A 17,700-nucleotide genomic window follows, 5' to 3' on the forward strand; every position below is an offset into this window, starting at 1 on the left:
AGCTGCAATTGGCGTCGGTAGGAACATCCATGTCAGATCGTGCGCTAAGCCATCTCCGAGCCGATTGGCCTTTTGACCTGGGATGATTGCTTGCCGGAGCCTTCGTGGGTCGCTGTTGTCGATCTTCGGAGAGTTGTTGTGGCGGTCGAGTTTCTGTCGGGTGAGCAGGCTGGGTACGGGGCGTTTGTCGGGGTACCGTCCCGTTCGGAGTTGGAGCGGTACTTCTTCTTGGACGACGCGGACCGGGAGGCGGTGCAGGCCAAGCGGCGTGCGCACAATCGGCTCGGGTACGCGGTCCAGCTCACGAGCGTGCGGTACTTGGGCCGGTTCCTGCCGGACCCGCGGCAGGTGCCGGCGGAGGTGGCCGAGTACCTGGCCGAGCAGTTGGAGATCGCGGATTCGTCGTGCCTGAAGGAGTACGGCGAGCGGGACGGGACGGCCCGCAGCCATGCCGGGGAGATCCAGGAGGCCGGGGGCTGGCGTGACTTCGCCGAGGTCTCAGCGGAGCTGAGTAAGTGGCTGGACGCGCGGGCCTGGACGACCGGGGACGGGCCGAAGGCGTTGTTCGACGCAGCGGCCGGGTGGTTGCGCGAGCGCAGGGTGCTCCTTCCCGGGGCGAGCCGCTTGTCACGGCTGGTGGGCAATGTCCGGGAGACGGCGAACCAGCGGCTGTGGGACACGCTCTACGGGCTGCTGACCACCGGCCAGCGGGCGGTGCTGGACTCGCTCCTGACAGTTCCTGCCGGTTCGCGGGTCTCGGAGCTGGACCGGCTGCGGCGCGGGCCGGTGCGGGTGTCGGGCCCGCAGATGAAGTGGTCCTTGGACCGGGCGGAGGAGATTGCCGACCTGGGCATGGGCGTGCTGGACGTGTCGGGGATACCGCCACGCCGACTGGCGGAACTGTCGCGGTACGGCGTGGACGGCAAGGCCACGCTGCTCAAGCGACACAACGACGCGCGACGCCTGGCAACGCTGCTGGCCACCGCGGTGCACCTGACGACGAGGGCAGTCGATGACGCCCTGGACCTGCTGGAGGTGCTGATCGCCACGAAGCTGCTGGCCAAGGCCGAGCGGGAGACAGCCAAGGAGAAGATGAAGACCCTGCCGAAGGTCGAGCGGGCCGGGGCGAAGCTGGCGACCGCGTTCCAGGTCGTCTTCGACACCACCTCCGAGCAGGTCGACACCGACACCGGGGAGATCAAGGCGCCGAAGGTGGAGACGCTGGCGGCGATGTGGGAGCAGATCGAGGCGGTGGTGCCGCGCAGCGAGCTGGCCGCCGCGATCGCCGCGCTGTTCGAGCTGACGCCCCCGTTGGACTCCGATGCGGACCAGGCGTGGCGGGCGATGCTGGTCACCCGGTTCGGCACGGTGCGGCCATTCCTGAAGCTTCTGGTGAAGGTGGTCGACTTCGGAGCGACCCCGGAGGGCGCCCCGGTGCTGGCCGCGCTGAAGGCGCTGCCGGAGTTGATGGGCCGTAAGAAGGTTGGCCCGGCCGAGATCGACACCGAGCTGCTGGCCGGGTCGTGGCGGCGTCTGGTGCTGGCCGCGCCGGGCCTGGAGCCGGGGTGTGTGGACTGGAAGGGGTACGTGTTCTGCGTGCTGGAGCAGTTCCACCGGATGCTGCGGCGGCGGGAGATCTTCGCGAAGAACTCCGCCAAGTGGGGTGACCCGCGGGCGAAGCTGCTGGCCGGTGAGGCATGGGAGCAGGCCAAGCCCACCGTCCTGGCGTCTTTGGGCCTGCCGGCGGGGGCGGGGGAGCACCTGGCGGTGCGGGCCGCGCTGCTGGACGGCACCTACCGGGAGGTGGCCGGGCGCCTGCCGGACAACGCGCAGATCTCCTTCGACGACGACGGCCGCCTGCACTTCGCCGCGCTGGAGCCGGAGCCCGAACCGGCTTCCCTGCGCGATCTGCGGGCGGCAGTGAACGCGATGCTGCCCCGCGTGGACCTGCCGGAGGTGCTGCTGGAGGTGTTCTCCTGGACCGGCGCCGACCAGGCGTTCACCTCGGTCACCGGCGGCGAGGCCCGGCTGAAGGACCTGCCCGTGACGATCGCCGGGCTGCTGGTCGCGCACGGCTGCAACGTCGGCTACACACCCGTGATCAGCGGCATCGACGCGTTGAAGTACGGGCGGCTGTCCCACGTTGACCAGACGTATCTGCGGCTGGCGACGTACCGGGCCGCCAACGCCACCTTGATTCAGGCCCAGGCCGCGATCGGTCTTGCCGGGGCGTGGGGTGGCGGTCTGGTCGCCTCGGTCGACGGGATGCGGTTCGTGGTGCCGGTGCCGTCGGTCTACGCCCGCCCGAACCCAAAATTCTTCGGGCGGCGGGGCGGTGCCACCTGGCTCAACATGATCAATGACCAGGCGGCGGGTCTGGGCGGGAAGGTGGTGGCCGGCACTCCGCGTGACTCGCTGTATGTGCTGGACGTGCTCTACGACCGTGACGGCGGCAAGCGTCCCGACATGATCGTTACCGATACCGCTTCGTACTCCGACATTGTCTTTGGCCTGCTGACCTTGGCGGGGTTCACCTACGCGCCGCAGTTGGCGGACCTGCCGGACCAGAAGATGTGGCGCATCGACCGCGCGGCCGACTACGGCGCGTTCCAGGACGCGGCCCGCGGCCGGGTCGATCTGATCCGCGTCGAGCGGCATTGGGAGGACATCCTGCGGATCATCGGCTCCATCCATACCGGGGCGGTACGGGCCTACGACGTGATCCGGATGCTGTCGCGAGACGGCCGGCCGACCCCGCTGGGCGACGCGATCGCGCACTACGGGCGGATCGCCAAGACCCTGCACATCCTGCGGCTGGCCGATGAGCCGGCCTACCGGCGGAAGATCAAGGTGCAGGCCAACCTCCAGGAGGGCCGCCACGCGCTCGCCCGGAAGATCTTTCACGGCAAGGCCGGGCAGCTCTACCAGCGCTACCAGGACGGCATGGAGGACCAGATCGGCGCGCTGGGACTCGTCCTCAACGCCCTGGTGCTGTTCAACACCCGATACATGGACGCCGCCGTCACCCAGCTCCGCAACGACGGCTTCGACGTCCGCGACGAGGACGTCGCCCGCCTCTCGCCCTTCGTCCGCCACCACATCAACATGCTGGGCCGCTACTCCTTCTCCCTGCCCGACCTGCCCGGGGGCCTGCGGCCGTTGCGCGACCCGGACGTCATGGAGGAGTAGGAGACCGGGTGGCGGGCGCGCCCCGGCCAGGGGTCAGGGCCGGGGTTCGGCGGCCGGGGTGAGGATGGTGCAGATGTCACCCTGGCTACAGGTGCCGGGGTCGGTCCGGGCCGCTCGGCGGGCGAGGCCGCGCAGGGCCTCGCGGGTCGCCCGAAGCTCGACGAGGCGGCGTTCGATCTCACTCAGGTGCTGGTCGATGAGCTCCGTGACCCGGCCGCAGGGGGCCTGTCCGCTGTCGCGCAGGGACAGGACCGAGCGGATCTCGGCGAGCGTGAGCCCGGCGCCCTGGGCGTCGCGGATGAACGTGAGGCGGGTGACGGCCTCGGCGGGGTAGTCGCGGTAGCCGCCCGGTGTGCGGGGCGGAGCGGGCATCAGGCCGGCCTGCTCGTAGTAGCGGATGGTCTTGGTGGTCAGTCCGCTTGCCCTGGCGAGGTCCCCGATGCGCATGCCTGAAGGCTAATCCCTTGACCTTCCAGCGCACTGGAAGGTCTACGGTCAGCCACACAGGCTATGAACTGGGAGGACACCACCATGCAGATCACGGTGCTGACGGTTCCGGACTGCCCGAACGGGCCGGTCATCGAGGAGCGGATCACCGCCGCGCTGTCCGGGCGGGACGCGAAGGTGGAACGGGTCGAGGTCCGCGAGCAAGACGACGCGGCCCGCTGGGGCATGACCGGCTCCCCGACCGTCCTCATCGACGGCGTCGACCCCTTCGCGCCGGCGGGCGCGGTGCCGAGCGTGTCGTGCCGGATCTACCGGGACGCCGACGGCGCGGCGGACGGGGCGCCCAGCGTGGAGGAACTGCGCCAGGCACTGGCCGGCGCGGCCTCTGCCGTCGGGACCGCGAGCGAGGACTGCTGCGACGCGGACGTGCTCGACGTGATCGGACGGGGCGGCCGCGGTCGCCTGGCCCCGGCTGAAGGCGGGCTGCGGGCCGTCCACCAGGCCGTGCTGCGGCACTTCGCCGACACCGGCCGCCCGCCCGCGGCCGCCGATCTGGAGCCGGTCGCGTCCACCGCCGGACGCACCGCGCAGGACGTGCTGGCGGAGCTGGCCCGGGAGGACTTCCTGACCCTGGAGGAGGCCGGGCAGATCCGGGCCGCCTATCCGTTCTCCGCCGTACCCACCCCGCACCGGGTCCGGATCGCCGGCGGTACCGAGGTGTGGTCGATGTGCGCGGTCGACGCCCTCGGCATCGCCGCGATGCTCGGCCGGGACACGGTGATCTCCTCGCAGGACCCGGTGACCGGCGCCCCGGTCACCGTCACCTCAGTGAACGGGGCAACGCAGTGGGAGCCGCGCGGGGCCGTGGTGTTCATCGGCCGCCGTGACGGCTCCGGGCCCGCCGCCGCCCTGTGCTGCGACGCCCTGAACTTCTTCGCCGGCGAAGCCTCCGCCCGGACCTGGGCGAAGGAGCACCCGGACGTGCCCGGCCACATCGTCGCCCAGGACGAGGCCGAAGACATCGGACGGCAGACCTTCGGGCCGCTGCTGCCGTCCTGACGGCGCTGAGCCGGAGCGCGTACAGCGCAGGGCCGCCGCCGGGCACCGGGCCGAGGTACTCGTGCCCGACCATGTGGCACCAGGCCGCAGGTCCAGCGGCGCGGCCGGGTCGGTGGCGATGACGTGCACAAGCGTGCCCGGCTCAGCGCCGTCGATCCGCTTGCGCAGCCGCAGCAGAAGGGTGACGCACAGCAGGCCGGTGCCGTCGACGGTGATGCCGGGAGCCGGTACCGGGGCGGCCATCACCGCGGCAGGGTCTGGGTGACGCGCCACAGCCGCCGGGGCAGGCCGCCCTCCTCGAAGGCGTGCACCTCCCCCAACTGCCAGCCGTCGGCGAGGGCGTCGACCAGGTCGCGGGGGAAGAAGTGCACCGCGAAGCCGCCGTGCTCCCAGATGTCGTCACCGTGTCCGGCGCCCGCGCCGTAGTGGGCGTCGCCGGTGTGCCGCACGGTGTAGACGAACACCCCGCCGGGCCGCAGCACCCGGCGCACCTCAGCGACCAGGGCGTGGAGTTCCTTGGTGGACAGGGCCATACACAGCAGCATGTGCGCGAACACCGCGTCGACCGAGGAGTCCGGCAGCGGCAGCGACTCGCGCACGTCGTGCACCGCGGTCGTCACCCGCTCCGAGACGCCCTGGGAACGGGCGGCGTCCCGCAGCTGGTCCAGGCCGGTCGGGCTGAAGTCGGTGGCCTGGACGGTGAAGCCCTCACGGGCGAAGTAGAGGGCGTCGCGGCCGTGCCCGGCCCCCAGCTCCAGCACGTCGCTCGCCCCGGCCGTACGGAGCACATCGGCGGCGTGGACGGCCGGCTCGGACGGCTGTTCGCCGTACATGCCGGGGTGCTCGCCATACGTCTGCTGCCAGTGCTCCCGCTGGGCCTCGGCCAGCTCCCGTTCGTGCTCCGTCACGTCAATGCCCTTCCCGCTGCCCGGCCGGTACCGGAACCTCACCGGGCCAGCCTAAATCCACGGCATGAGGCCGCAGCGGGGCGCCGTAAACGGCGGCTGTGACGGGCAGCCCGCGCAGCAGTCAGTGGCTGCGCGGCGCGTACATGATCACGGCCATGCCCGCGAGGCACACCAGGGCGCCAATGACGTCGAAGCGGTCGGGACGGTAGCCGTCGGCGACCATGCCCCAGGCGATCGACCCAGCCACGAAGATCCCGCCGTACGCGGCAAGGATGCGCCCGAAGTTGTCGTCGGACTGGAAGGTGGCCACCACCCCGTACAGGCCCAGCGCGATGACGCCGGCACCGATCCAGACCCAGCCCTTGTGCTCGCGGATGCCCTGCCAGACCAGCCAGGCGCCGCCGATCTCGAAGAGGGCGGCGACGGCGAACAGGGCAAGGGAACGAGCGATGGTCATACCGCCTGACCCTACTGGCGGCCCGCGCTCGTGATCTTCAGCGGGTCGTTGGACGACTTGCAGCCGCATCCGCTCTCACCTGCGGTCTTAGGCGCGCAGGAGCAGGAACCACGACGCTGGGAGAGCCACCAGGTTCCGGCGGCGAGCACGGCCAGGACCACGGCAAGGGCGGGCAGCCAGCCCACCACCACCCCGGCGCCGGCGCCGACGACGCCCGCCGCGATCAGGACGGGCAGCGCGCAGCACGCCACACAGGCCAGGGCGGCCAGGCCCCCGAGTGCTTTCGGCGTGCGGTGGGGGCGGGGGTCAGCAGCAGGGTCCGGCATGGCGGTTCTCCTCGGCGAGGTCGGTAAAGGGGATGGGGCAGCAGGCACTGGAGGCGCAGAGGGTCAGGTCGTCGCAGCCCGCCGCGACGGCCGCGGCCAGGGCGGTGCGGATGATCGTCAGGTCGGCGATCTTCGCGTCGACCTCGACGAGCTTCGCCGCGGCCCGATCCTGGAGACCCGCGACGGGACGGCCGTGCCGGTGGCTGCCGGCCTCCAGAAGTTCGGCGACCTCCTCCAGCGTGAATCCGAGCCGCTGGGCGGCCTTGATCACCCGCAGCGCGGTCACCGCGTCCTCGTCGTACAGGCGGTGGCCGCCGTTGCTGCGTTCCGGCTCGGCCAGCAGGCCGCGCCGCTCGTAGTAGCGCAGGGTCTGGATGTTCACCCCGGCCGCCTCGGCGACCTGCCCGCTGCGCAGGCCCGCGCTCACCCCTGCACCCGGTCGGCCGTCCGCGTGGCAAGGGCGTCCAGGACCGCCTCGTGCTCCGCGTCCACCGCGATGTCCAGGCCGATCAGGTCCTCACCGGGGATGGTGGTGAAGGTGAAGAACGAGCAGCAGCCGCTCTCGCGCGCCACCAGGTCCCGGATCCGCTCCTCGGTGCCCGGCCCGGCGGCCAGGTCAAGGCGCAGCCGCAGCGGCTGGGGCCTGGACACCTTGGTCAGCCGCTCGGAGAACAGCGCGTCCCACTCCGCGACTCGTAGGGGCTGCTCCTCGGTGGGCAGCGTGCAGGACTGCGGCACCCACGCCAGATCGCTCATCGCTCTCACTCCCGTCGTCACGTCCCCGGGGCGGGGACACCTCTGACGGTAAACCTGTACCTCGGTACCGGTTGCAAGTGCGGGGACGGCCCGTCAGCGCCGTGCGTTCCCGGGGGCCAGCAGGCTGGTCAGCTCGGCAATGGCCTCCGGGGAGGGCTTGAAGTAGCGGCGAACGTTCTCCGGTTTCTTGTGCCGCGACTTCGCCATCAGCATCAGCAGACTCGCCCCGGCCTCGCCGAGGTGGGTCAGGGAGGAGTGCCGGTACTCGTGCAGGTCCCATCCCGTACCCGGCCCGCGGACGGCCGTGTGCTCGTCCAGCAGCGCGCGGGCCTGCCCGTACGACAACCGCGCGAAGCCGGTGTCCGGGCAGACGTCGCGGGCGCTGACGACCTTCCCCGGCCCCGGGCGGCGGTGGGTGACGAACACCGGGCCACGCGTGCGGCCCTTCAGCAGCCGCGGTAGCAGCCGGGCGGTCCCTGCGTCCCAGTAGACCGTCTCCAGCAAGAAGTCCTCGCGCGCCTGGCCCCGACGGCGTGACTTCGACTTCGCCCCCTTGGCCTTGACCGGGCAGCGGCGGCCGGCGAAGTCCAGGTCTTCGATGTTCACGCCCAGGATCTCCTCCGAACGCCCCGCGGTCTCGTAGAGCATCCGCCACAGCGTCTTCTCGCGCAGATGCACCTCCCGGCGTGCGATCAGCCGGTCGACCGCCATGTGCGAGCGGGCCGGGGTCTCGGAGTCCGGCACCGCCAGCCGCTTGGCCCAGGCCGGAACGCCGGGACCGTCGTAGCCGCGCTCCCGGCACCAGCCGAGCCAGGACAGCACCCCAGCCCGGCGGGAGTTCCAGGTGTTGACCGCGGTGGTGCCCCAGAGCAGTTCGAGCGTCTCGCCGATCTCGTCATCCGCGACCGACGCCAGCGGCCGGCCCTCACCGAGCCGTTCGGCGGTCTTGCCCACCCCGATCCCGTAGTTCCGGACCGTGTTCGGGTTGCCGAACGAGTCGAGGAACGCGTCGGCCGCCGCCCGGACGGTCAACGCCTTCCCGGTCGACAGCTGTACAACGGTCGGCACCGCTTCCCCCTTGCCGCAGATAACAGGGCTGCTTCACGTAGCGGCCGGAGAACGTCACCGCAGGTGACGGACCAAGTTACCGCAGATATTGGGGTGTTATCTGTGGGAAGACTTCAGGTCGCCTTCGCTGCCCATGCTCTGCCAGCCGCCCACCAGGCGCGACGAGGGCTTAGCGCACGATCTGACATGGATGTTCCTCAACCCCCGATAGGGAGTCGACCCATGCCGAACGGTGAATACCTGCGCTACGTCGCGCTGGGTGACAGTCAGACCGAAGGGCTCGGCGACGGGGACGACACCGTCGGCCTGCGGGGCTTCGCCGACCGGTTCGCGGAGCACCTCAGGGCCGTCAACCCCGGCCTTCAGTACGCGAATCTGGCCGTACGAGGACGCGTCGCCGGCCAGGTCCGCGCCGAACAGCTGGAGCCCGCCCTGGCTCTGCGCCCCGACCTGGCCACCGTGGTCGCCGGGGTCAACGACCTGCTCAGGCCCCGGTTCGACGCCGCGGAGGTGGCCGGGCAGCTGGAGGAGATGTTCGCCGCGCTCACCGCCGCCGGAGCCCGCGTGGTCACCCTCACCTTCCCCGACATCGGGAAGATCGCACCGCTCGCCCGGCCCCTCGCGTCCCGCGTCCTCGACCTCAACGACCGGATCCGCACCGCGGCCGCCCGGCACGGCGTCTCGGTCGCCGAAACCGCCGCGCCTCCCGTCACCACCGACCCGCGCATGTGGACCGTGGACCGGCTCCACGCCAGCCCCCTCGGCCACGAGCGGATCGCAGCGGCCATCGCCGACGCCGTCCGGCTGCCGGGCAGCAGCGACGCGTGGACCCACCCGCTGCCGCCCCAGGCGGCCCCCACCCGGCGGCAGACCGCGGCGGCCGAACTGCGCTGGGCGACCGCGTTCCTCGGCCCCTGGCCCGGACGCCGGCTGCGCGGCCGGTCCTCCGGCGACGGCCGCACGGCGAAACGCCCCCGGCTGCTGCCGCTGAGCGCCCCGCACGACGCCCCGGCGGACACCGGCCGACGCGAAGCGCCCTCGGACCCGGCCTAGGCCGGGTCTGGCAAATCCCTCCCCCAGCTACGGCTGGGAGGTGCCCCCAGCCCGGGGCGCCTGGCACGCACGCTCTTCGGGCGGACGCCGGTATTTGTCAGACCCGGCCTAGCGCCTTTGGGTTGCGGACCTGCGGGGAAGCGGTCCATTGTGGAAATGCGTGGGGTGTGCTTCTTTGACCGGAGGCGGCCGTTATGGGTGTACCTGTTGTCCCTCCCCCTCCCGCGGCCCGGCCTCCGTCGGGACCTGGATCGACGGAGAAGGGGCTCAAGGACGGCGCGCTGGGGCTGTTCTCCAGCATGGTGATCGGCCTGGCCTCGACGGCGCCCGCCTATAGTCTCGCGGCGACCCTCGGGGTCATCGTCGCGGTCGTCGGGTTCCAGTCACCGATCGTGATCATCCTGGCCTTCATCCCGATGTTCCTGATCGCCTACGCGTACAAGCAGCTCAACGAGGCGGACCCGGACTGCGGCACCACCTTCACCTGGGCCTCCAGGGCCTTCGGCCCGCGGACCGGCTGGATGGGCGGCTGGGGCATCATCGCCGCCGACATCATCGTCATGGCGAATCTGGCCCAGATCGCCGGGGCCTACGGCTTCCAGCTCATCGGCGCCGACGGGCTGGCCCAGAACACCACGTGGGTCACCGTGGTCGGCGTGCTGTGGATCGCCGTGATGACGCTGATCTGCTACATCGGCATCGAGCTCTCGGCCAACCTGCAGAAGGTGCTGCTCACCATCGAGATCGTGGTGCTCTTCCTGCTGGCCATCACCGCGCTGGTCAAGGTGTACGGGGGAACGGCGTCGAGCGTGGCGACGGAGATCTCGTGGTCGTGGTTCAACCCCGCCAAGATCGACTCGCTGGACGCCCTCACCAAGGGCATCCTCGCCGGAATCTTCATCTACTGGGGCTGGGACACGGCCGTGTCGGTCAACGAGGAGACCAAGGACCGCGGCCGCACCCCGGGCCGGGCCGCGGTCATGTCCACCGTCATCCTGCTGCTCGTCTACGTCGTGGTCACCGTGTCCGCGCAGGCCTTCGCCGGGGTCGGGGACAAGGGCATCGGGCTCGCCAACCCCGACAACTCCGGGGACGTGCTGTCCAGCCTCGGGAACGAGGTCTTCGGTACCGGGGGCTGGGGCGGCTTCGCCACCAAACTCCTGATCTTCATGGTGCTCACCTCGGCCGCGGCCTCCACCCAGACCACCATCCTGCCGACGGCGCGCACCACGCTCTCGATGGCCGCGTTCAAGGCGATCCCGGACCGGTTCGCCCGGATGCACCCCCGGTTCCTCACCCCGACCTGGTCGACGGTGGGCATGGGACTGGCCTCCATCGCCTTCTACGTGATGCTGACCCGCGTCAGTGAGAACGTGCTGGCCGACTCCATCGGTTCGGTGGGCCTGATGATCGCCTTCTACTACGGGCTCACCGGGTTCGCCTGTGTCTGGTACTACCGCAAGGTGCTGACCCGGAGCCCGCGCGATCTGTGGGGCAAGGGGATCATGCCGGGGATCGGCGGCGTCCTGTTGCTGTACTTCTTCATCAACGCCTGCGTGGTGTACTCCGCCTCGGACTACGGCAGCACCTCGTGGACCCTGCCGTTCCCGCCGCACTGGACGTTCGGCGGAGTCTTCGTCACCGGTATCGGCGCGCTGGTGCTCGGCGGCATTCTGATGCTCGTCTACCGGGTGATCCGCCCCGCGTTCTTCCGCAAGGAGACCATCGCCGTCTCCGCCCATCAACCCGGCGACGGTCCCCTCCCGGAGCGGGAACCGCGGTAGGGATTCCGCCGATCGGCGCCGGCCCGGCAGGACAGCGGTCCGGCTGTCCAGGAGCCGTGGCCGGGCCTTGTGGGGCACGGTTCACCCAGTGGTTCGCCTGCCGCCACGCACCGTACGAACGGAATTGGCGAGAACTCGCCCAACCGTTCTCGGGGGTCTTCGCGCGGCTTTCCGGCACTTTACCTGCGTAAAATTGGCCGCCCTTGAACCGGCTCCGGGCGCAGGCTAGTGTTGCCCTCAAGTGCCACTTGAACACAGCTCGCCTCAAAGACATGACTCGCGCGAAGTACCTGAGCAGTAGGCGTCAGGAAAACGCTAATGCGTTCTCCCGCCCGCCACACCGCCGACCCGCCGAAGCTGTTCACGGGAGGAGCAAGCCTGAGAGATGAGCGGAATTCAATATTCCGAATTGACGTCCTCCAGTGCCGCCGGCCACCCCTCCCGACCTTCACAGACTCTGCACAGGCCCTGCACGGCCCCTCGGGCGCGGGCGGCCCTCCCGGAGAGGGACTCCCCGGGGACGCGGGGCTCATATTCGGCCGCCCGGGCGATGACGACAGCACCGGCCGGCCCTCCTTTCCCCTTGCCTTCATCAGTGGTATCCGCACGCATTGACACGCCATCCCATACCGGCTCTCCTGCCGGTTCATCAACCGGTTTACACGAGGTGCCAGCTCCGAATGAAGAAGCACTTGACCAGTCTTCGGGCATATCTTGAGGAACTGCGGGAAATAGGCGACTTACGCGAAATCGACGACGAGGTGAGTACCGAACTCGAGGCCGGCGCGGTGATCCGTTACGCCGTGGAGAACCAACTGCCCGCCCCCCTGTTCAACCGGCTCGCCGGACACCCGCCGGGCTATCGGATCCTCGGAGCACCGGGAGCACTGAGCTCGCTGCCCGAGGCACGCTGGGCACGGGTCGCGCTGTCGCTGGGGCTGGAGCCCGGGACCCATCCGCTGGCCATCGTGGACCAGCTCACGGCCGCGCTCGACGCCGAACCCATCCCGCCGGTGGAGATCACCGACGCACCCTGCCAGCAGAACGTGCTGCTCGGCGACGAGGCCACGCTGGACGCGTTCCCGGTGCCGCTGGTGCACGCGGGCGACGCCGGGCGCTACCTCAACACCTGGGGCGTCATCATCGTGCGCAGCCCGGACGGCTCGTGGACCAACTGGGCCATCACGCGGGTGATGGCGGCCGACAGCCGGACGCTGGTCGTCATGATCAACCCGCCGCAGGACATCGGGAAGATCTACGCGATGTGGAAGGAGCGCGGCGAACCCATGCCCGCCGCGCTGGTCCAGGGCAGCGAACCGGCGATCCCGTTCGCGGGCGGGATGGCGCTGCCCTCCGGCCGTGACGAGTCCGGGTACCTCGGCGGCTACTTCGGCGAACCGCTGGAGGTGACGCGCTGCCGCACCGTCGATCTGCAGGTGCCGGCCTCCGCGGAGATCGTCGTCGAGGGCCATGTCTCGCTCGACGAGACCCTGCCGGAGGGGCCGATGGGCGAGTTCTTCGGCTACATATCCGGGCAGCCCCGACAGCGGCCGGTCTTCCATATCTCCGCGATCACCCACCGGGACGACCCGATCCTGCCGGTGGTCTCGGCGGGCAAGCCGGTCGAGGAGGTCCACACCGTGGTGGGCCCCACGCACGCCGCCGAGGTGCTGCGCAATCTGCGCGGTGCCGGGCTGCCGGTGACCGCCGCGTGGCTGATCCCGGAAGGCTCGTGCACGCTCGCCGCGATCACCGTGCCGCGCGGCTGGCGGCAGTGGGGCGGCGGCATCCACACCACGACCCGCATGCTGACCCGGGCCATCGCGAATGTGGTGCTCCGGCCCAAGGTGGGTTTCTGGATCACCCGGATCCTGGTGCTCGACGACGACCTCGACCCCACCGATCTGCGCGATCTGGCCTGGGGGTTCGCCACCCGCTGCCATCCGGTGCAGGGGCAGGTCCTCATCGAGGACCAGCTGTTCACCCCGCTGCACATCATCTACTCCGCCGCCGAGATGCAGAGCCTGAGCGGCCCGAAGATGGCGTACGACTGCCTGCTCTCCCCGGACGCGGACAAGCGGCCCGTGAGCACCGCCTTCGAGCAGAACTTCCCCGAGCACATCAAGCGGCGGGCGCGCGCCCTGTGGGACCGGCCGGGCAGCTGACCGGTCCCGCGACGGCTGGCCGCCGCACCGGAAACCGGCCCGCCCGACCGGCCGCTGCCACGAACAGCCCCTCGCCGTATCGATCCGATCTGGAGACCGGGACACCATGAACCTTTCCGACCAGCTCACCGCCACCGTGGCCGACGAACTGGCGCAGTGCGGGGTCACGGAGGCGGTGATCTCCCCCGGACTGCACTCGGGGCTGCTCGCCTCCGCCCTGTACCGGCACCCGGGCCTGCGGCTGCACGTACGGATCGACGAACGCTCCGCCGGATTCCTCGCGCTCGGGCTCGCCCGGGCCAGTGGCCGCCCGGTCGCGGTCGCCTGCACCTCCGGCACCGCGGCGGCCAACCTGCACCCGGCGGTCCTCGAGGCGCGGCACGCCCGGGTGCCGCTCGTCGTGATCACCACCGACCGCAAACCGGTCTGGCGCGGCACGGGCGCCAACCAGACGACCGACCAGGTGCGGATGTTCGGCACCTCGACCGGGTTCTTCGCCGAGCTGGAGTCCGTCCCCGGCGACGAGGCGACCACCGGGTACTGGCGTTCGGTGCTCTCCCGTACCGTCGCGGCCGCGGCCGGAGGGCCCGTCCAGCTCAATCTGATGCTGCCCGACCCGCTGGAGAACACCGCCGACGCCGAGGCCGGTCGGGCGGGCGTCGCGAACCAGGAACCGCGCCCGAGGATACGCGTGGTGCGCAGCCTGCCCGAACCGCAGGCGCTGGAGGTCCCGGCGCGCGGGGTGGTCGTGGTCGGCGACGCCGCGGTGGACCCGGCCGGCGCCGTGGCCTTCGCCGAGCAGGCCGGCTGGCCGCTGCTGGCCGAACCGCAGAGCGGTGCCCGCCAGGGCGGCAACGCGATCACGACGTACGGCTATCTGCTGTCGCACCCCGGGTTCCGCGCCGTGGCGCACCCCGAGGCGGTGGTCGCCGTCGGCCGGGCCGGGGTGAACCTGGCACTGCTCAACTACCTCGGCTCCGTCAAGGAGTTGATCGTCGTGGATCCGGCGGAGGACTGGGCCGATCCGGCGCGCACCGCGACCAAGGTGATCTCCCGGCTCGGGAAGCCCGTGCAGGAGAAGACGGATCCGGACTGGCTGCGGCTGTGGCGGGACGCGGACAAGGCGGCCCTGGAGGCGCTCGACAGCACGCTCGACGCGGGCGGGGTCACCGAGCCCCGGATCGCCCGTGACCTGGCGGCCGCGCTGCCACCCGGATCGCTGCTGTTCGCCGCGTCCAGCATGCCGGTACGCGATGTCGAGCGGACCCTGCGGCCGCGCGGCGATCTGCGCGTCCTGGCCAACCGGGGGCTGAGCGGGATCGACGGGGCGGTGTCCAGCGCGATCGGCGCCGCACTGGCCCATGAGGCCGAGACGTCGGGGCGCGCGTACGCCCTGCTGGGTGACCTGTCCCTGCTGCACGACCAGAACGGGCTGATCACCGGGGCGGCTCCGGCCCGGCCGGACCTGGTGATCGTCGTGGTCAACAACAACGGCGGCGGGATCTTCTCGATGACCCCGCAGAGCGAACCCATCGACGGCTTCGAGACGTTCTTCGGCACGCCGCACAACGTGCGGCTCGACGCCGTCGCCCGCGCCGCCGACTGGCCGTACACCAGAGCCGGTTCGATGACGGAGCTGCTGGACGCGGTCCGGGCGCCAGGCCCCCGGCTCGTCGAGGTCGTCACCGACCGGCGGGGCAACGCCGAGTTCCACCGCTTCCTGGCGGGCGCCGTCGGCCAGGCGATCAGCGAGTCGCTGACCGGTCCCGCACCCGAGGCGGAGTGAAGGCGGGGCTGCCATGAGGAACCTGCGCGGCAACCCGTGGGCCACGCTGATCGTCATCTCGCTCGGCTACTTCATGACGCTGCTCGACCTGACGATCGTCAACATCGCCATCCCGGACGTGGTCGATGACCTGGGTGCCTCGCTCGATCAGATCCTGTGGGTCATCAACGGCTACACCCTGGTGCTCGCGGCGCTGCTGATCACCGCGGGACGCATCGGCGACCTGTGGGGCCCGCGCAGCACCTTCGCGGCCGGCGTCGTCCTGTTCACGCTCGCCTCGATGGCTTGCGGGTTCGCCACCGATCCGGGTCAGCTGATCGCGTTCCGGGCGGTGCAGGGGCTGGGGGCGGCGATCCTGATGCCGCAGACCCTGACCATCCTCACCCACAGCTTCCCGCCCGAGCGGCGCGGTACCGCCTTCGGGATCTGGGGCGCGGTGGCGGGCATCGCCGCGATCGCCGGGCCGACGGTGGGCGGTCTGCTCGTCACCGCGTTCGGCTGGCGGTGGATCTTCTTCATCAATCTGCCGATCGCGATCGTCGTGCTGGCCGGAACGTTCGCGGTCGTCACCGAGGTCCGCGAGAGCAGATCGCGCCGGCTCGACCCGCTCGGCGTGCTGCTGATCACGCTGGCGCTGCTGGCGCTCTGCTACGGGCTGGTCGAGGGGCAGCGCTACGACTGGGGAACGGTGGTCTCGTTCATCAGCATTCCGCTGGTGCTCGGCGTCGGAGTGGTACTCCTCGCCGTCTTCCTCGGGTTGCAAGCCCGCTCGCAGGAACGGGATCCGCTGATCCCGTTCGCCCTGTTCCGGGACCGCGACTACGCGCTGATGAACGTCGTCGGCGGTGCGGTCAACATCGGCATGCTCGGCTTCCTGCTGCTCTTCAACCTCTATCTGCAGTCGGTGGCCGGGATGAGCGCGCTGCGGGCGGGGCTCACCCTGGCGCCCGCCGCGATGGTGTCGATGGTCCTGGCGCCGTTGGCGGGGCGGCTGACCGACCGGATCGACGGCCGCTACATCCTGGTCTCCGGGCTGCTGCTGTTCGCGGCCGGGATGGGGTGGATGGCCGCGATCGCCCAACCGGACTCCCGCTGGTACCACTTCCTGCCCCCGCTGCTCGTCGCCGGAGCCGGCATGGGCGGGACGTTCGCGCCGATGCCGACCATCGCGATGCGCGGGGTACGGCCCGAACTCAGCGGGGCGGCCTCCGGGGTCTTCAACTCCAACCGGCAGTTCGGCGCGGTCATCGGCACCGCGGCGGTCGGTGCGCTGCTGCAGAACCGGCTCGTCGCGTCGATCGGCGACCAGGCGAACAGCCGCTCCCTGGCGCTGCCGGAGCAGTACCGCGCCTCCTTCATGTCGGGGCTGCGCTCCACCGCCGAACGCGGCCTCGAAGTCGGGGCGGGCAGCGCACCCGGGCCGCCGGCCGGGGTGCCCGCCGAGTTGGCCGGTCAACTCAGGGAGGCCGGGCGACAGGCCCTGGCCCACGGATTCATCGACGCGATGCACGCGACGATCGCCCTGCCCGTGGCCGTGACCGCGCTCGCCGCCCTCACCTGTCTGGCCGTCAAGAGGCCGGCCGTAAGGCCCGCCGTCGAAAAGGAAGACCGAAAGAAAGCGATGACGCAATGAGTGGCAATGACCGGACGCACGGCCCGGTGGACGAGGAATCGACGTCGGATCAGGAAAGGGCGGCCGCGAGCCGCACACTGCTCGGTGCGCTCACCGGATCCTGGGTGGCACAGGCCTGTTATACGGCCGCGGTGCTCGGAATTTCCGACGTCCTGGCCGAAGGCCCCAAAGCGGCGGCGGAGATAGCCGCGGAATGCGATGCGCATCCGGACGGGGTGCACCGCATTCTGCGGGCGCTCGCCTCGGTCGGGATCTTCGAACAGGACGAGCAGGACAGGTTCTCGCTCACTCCGGTCTCCGCCCTGCTCCGCTCGGATGTGCCCAACTCGATGCGGAACAGCGCGATCATGCTCGGCGAGGAGGTGTTCCGCTCGTTCGGCGCGCTCGTGCACGCCGTACGCACCGGAACGCCCGCCTTCGACGAGGTGCACGGCATGCCGATGTACACGTATCTGCAGGAGCACAAGGAGGTCGCCCGCACCTTCAACGCGGCGCTGGGCAGCCGCGGCGCGGTGCCCGCCGCGTTCGCGCAGTGCTCACTCGACGGTGTCCGCACGGTCGTGGACATCGGCGGCGGCAACGGGAACCTGCTGGCCGAGGTGCTCACGGACCGCCCGGAACTGCACGGAGTGCTTCTCGAACTGCCCGAGGCGGTGAGCCAGGCCCGGCAGCGGCTGGAAGCAGCGGGCCTCACCGACCGGACGACGCTCGTGGAGGGCAGCTTCTTCGAGGAGGTCCCCACCGGCGGCGACCTCTATCTGCTCTCCCGCTGTCTGCACAACTGGACCGACGAGAAGGCCCTGGCCATTCTGCGCACCACCCGCGCGGCCCTGCCGGCAGGCGGCCGCCTGGTGATCCTGGAGAAGATCATCCCCTCAGGACCCGGCCCCAGCCAGGCCAAGGTGTACGACCTGCTGATGCTGGCGATGGTCGAGGGCCGCAACAGGACGGGACCGGAGTACCGCGCGCTCGCCGAGAAAGCGGGCTTCGAGGTCACCGCCGTCCATCCGGCCCCGGCCACCGACCCCAACGGGGAAGGCGCCATCGAGGTCATTGCCGTCTGACGCGT

At 70.8% G+C, this 17,700-nt stretch carries 15 protein-coding genes; 8 read left to right on the forward strand and 7 right to left on the reverse strand.

What is annotated here, in order from left to right:
- Positions 1-138 precede the first annotated feature (138 nt).
- Positions 139-3,189, forward strand: coding sequence for a Tn3 family transposase (locus C8250_RS07190; RefSeq protein ID WP_138357002.1), 3,051 nt, complete (start codon positions 139-141; stop codon positions 3,187-3,189).
- Between the two features lie 33 nt (positions 3,190-3,222).
- Here the strand turns inward: C8250_RS07190 and C8250_RS07195 are convergent, their stop codons facing one another.
- The gene (locus C8250_RS07195) at positions 3,223-3,636 is read right to left on the reverse strand and encodes a heavy metal-responsive transcriptional regulator (protein WP_138357001.1); all 414 of its coding nucleotides are present in this window, start codon (positions 3,634-3,636) and stop codon (positions 3,223-3,225) included.
- Between the two features lie 63 nt (positions 3,637-3,699).
- Here C8250_RS07195 and merB point away from each other — a divergent pair, with 63 nt between their 5' ends.
- On the forward strand, positions 3,700-4,695 hold the full coding sequence (gene merB / locus C8250_RS07200; protein WP_232485636.1) for an organomercurial lyase: 996 nt from the start codon (positions 3,700-3,702) through the stop codon (positions 4,693-4,695).
- A 242-nt stretch (positions 4,696-4,937) separates the two neighbouring features.
- Here merB and C8250_RS07205 read toward each other — a convergent pair whose 3' ends face one another.
- From C8250_RS07205 to C8250_RS07230, 6 genes are all read right to left on the reverse strand, one after another.
- Positions 4,938-5,603, reverse strand: a complete 666-nt coding sequence (locus C8250_RS07205) for a class I SAM-dependent methyltransferase (RefSeq protein ID WP_138357000.1) — start codon at positions 5,601-5,603, stop codon at positions 4,938-4,940.
- 121 nt (positions 5,604-5,724) lie between these two features.
- On the reverse strand, positions 5,725-6,060 hold the full coding sequence (locus tag C8250_RS07210) for a YnfA family protein (RefSeq protein ID WP_138356999.1): 336 nt from the start codon (positions 6,058-6,060) through the stop codon (positions 5,725-5,727).
- An 11-nt stretch (positions 6,061-6,071) separates the two neighbouring features.
- Positions 6,072-6,386 carry a hypothetical protein gene (locus C8250_RS07215; protein WP_138356998.1) on the reverse strand — a complete coding sequence of 105 codons (315 nt, stop codon included), beginning with the start codon at positions 6,384-6,386 and terminating at the stop codon, positions 6,072-6,074.
- On the reverse strand, positions 6,367-6,813 hold the full coding sequence (locus C8250_RS07220) for a MerR family transcriptional regulator (protein ID WP_138356997.1): 447 nt from the start codon (positions 6,811-6,813) through the stop codon (positions 6,367-6,369). The genes C8250_RS07215 and C8250_RS07220 overlap by 20 nt, the downstream gene beginning before the upstream one ends.
- Positions 6,810-7,142 (reverse strand): hypothetical protein, encoded by a 333-nt coding sequence (locus C8250_RS07225; protein ID WP_138356996.1) that lies wholly within the window; start codon positions 7,140-7,142, stop codon positions 6,810-6,812. Before C8250_RS07225 ends, C8250_RS07220 begins: the two co-directional genes overlap by 4 nt.
- Before the next feature lie 93 nt (positions 7,143-7,235).
- A complete protein-coding gene (locus C8250_RS07230) occupies positions 7,236-8,210 on the reverse strand; it encodes a site-specific integrase (RefSeq protein ID WP_138356995.1) in 975 nt (324 codons plus the stop codon).
- Positions 8,211-8,432: 222 nt separating this feature from the next.
- On the opposite strand from C8250_RS07230, the gene C8250_RS07235 reads away from it, so the two are divergent.
- The 6 genes from C8250_RS07235 (at position 8,433) to C8250_RS07260 (ending at position 17,695) form a co-directional block, all read left to right on the forward strand.
- Positions 8,433-9,263, forward strand: coding sequence for an SGNH/GDSL hydrolase family protein (locus C8250_RS07235; protein WP_138356994.1), 831 nt, complete (start codon positions 8,433-8,435; stop codon positions 9,261-9,263).
- A gap of 194 nt (positions 9,264-9,457) precedes the next feature.
- Positions 9,458-11,047, forward strand: coding sequence for an APC family permease (locus C8250_RS07240; RefSeq protein ID WP_138356993.1), 1,590 nt, complete (start codon positions 9,458-9,460; stop codon positions 11,045-11,047).
- Positions 11,048-11,727: 680 nt separating this feature from the next.
- The gene (locus tag C8250_RS07245) at positions 11,728-13,212 is read left to right on the forward strand and encodes a UbiD family decarboxylase (protein ID WP_138356992.1); all 1,485 of its coding nucleotides are present in this window, start codon (positions 11,728-11,730) and stop codon (positions 13,210-13,212) included.
- Positions 13,213-13,318: 106 nt separating this feature from the next.
- Positions 13,319-14,998, forward strand: coding sequence for a 2-succinyl-5-enolpyruvyl-6-hydroxy-3-cyclohexene-1-carboxylic-acid synthase (gene menD / locus C8250_RS07250; protein ID WP_138356991.1), 1,680 nt, complete (start codon positions 13,319-13,321; stop codon positions 14,996-14,998).
- 13 nt (positions 14,999-15,011) lie between these two features.
- Positions 15,012-16,631: a DHA2 family efflux MFS transporter permease subunit gene (locus C8250_RS07255; RefSeq protein ID WP_138356990.1), complete on the forward strand. Its 1,620-nt coding sequence runs from the start codon at positions 15,012-15,014 to the stop codon at positions 16,629-16,631.
- Positions 16,628-17,695, forward strand: a complete 1,068-nt coding sequence (locus C8250_RS07260) for a methyltransferase (RefSeq protein ID WP_138356989.1) — start codon at positions 16,628-16,630, stop codon at positions 17,693-17,695. The genes C8250_RS07255 and C8250_RS07260 overlap by 4 nt, the downstream gene beginning before the upstream one ends.
- The last annotated feature ends 5 nt before the right edge of the window (positions 17,696-17,700 follow it).

The sequence above is a fragment of the Streptomyces sp. So13.3 genome (assembly GCF_005860785.2).
Taxonomy (GTDB): Bacteria; Actinomycetota; Actinomycetes; order Streptomycetales; family Streptomycetaceae; genus Actinacidiphila; species Actinacidiphila fildesensis.

Excerpts from the sequence above, each read along its gene's own strand:
- C8250_RS07240 (WP_138356993.1), top strand. The coding sequence starts at position 9,458 with ATGGGTGTACCTGTTGTCCCTCCCCCTCCCGCGGCCCGGCCTCCGTCG.
- C8250_RS07255 (WP_138356990.1), top strand. The coding sequence starts at position 15,012 with ATGAGGAACCTGCGCGGCAACCCGTGGGCCACGCTGATCGTCATCTCG.
- C8250_RS07235 (WP_138356994.1), top strand. The coding sequence starts at position 8,433 with ATGCCGAACGGTGAATACCTGCGCTACGTCGCGCTGGGTGACAGTCAG.
- C8250_RS07260 (WP_138356989.1), top strand. The coding sequence starts at position 16,628 with ATGAGTGGCAATGACCGGACGCACGGCCCGGTGGACGAGGAATCGACG.
- menD (WP_138356991.1), top strand. The coding sequence starts at position 13,319 with ATGAACCTTTCCGACCAGCTCACCGCCACCGTGGCCGACGAACTGGCG.
- C8250_RS07245 (WP_138356992.1), top strand. The coding sequence starts at position 11,728 with ATGAAGAAGCACTTGACCAGTCTTCGGGCATATCTTGAGGAACTGCGG.
- merB (WP_232485636.1), top strand. The coding sequence starts at position 3,700 with ATGAACTGGGAGGACACCACCATGCAGATCACGGTGCTGACGGTTCCG.
- C8250_RS07195 (WP_138357001.1), bottom strand. The coding sequence starts at position 3,636 with ATGCGCATCGGGGACCTCGCCAGGGCAAGCGGACTGACCACCAAGACC.
- C8250_RS07210 (WP_138356999.1), bottom strand. The coding sequence starts at position 6,060 with ATGACCATCGCTCGTTCCCTTGCCCTGTTCGCCGTCGCCGCCCTCTTC.
- C8250_RS07215 (WP_138356998.1), bottom strand. The coding sequence starts at position 6,386 with ATGCCGGACCCTGCTGCTGACCCCCGCCCCCACCGCACGCCGAAAGCA.
- C8250_RS07225 (WP_138356996.1), bottom strand. The coding sequence starts at position 7,142 with ATGAGCGATCTGGCGTGGGTGCCGCAGTCCTGCACGCTGCCCACCGAG.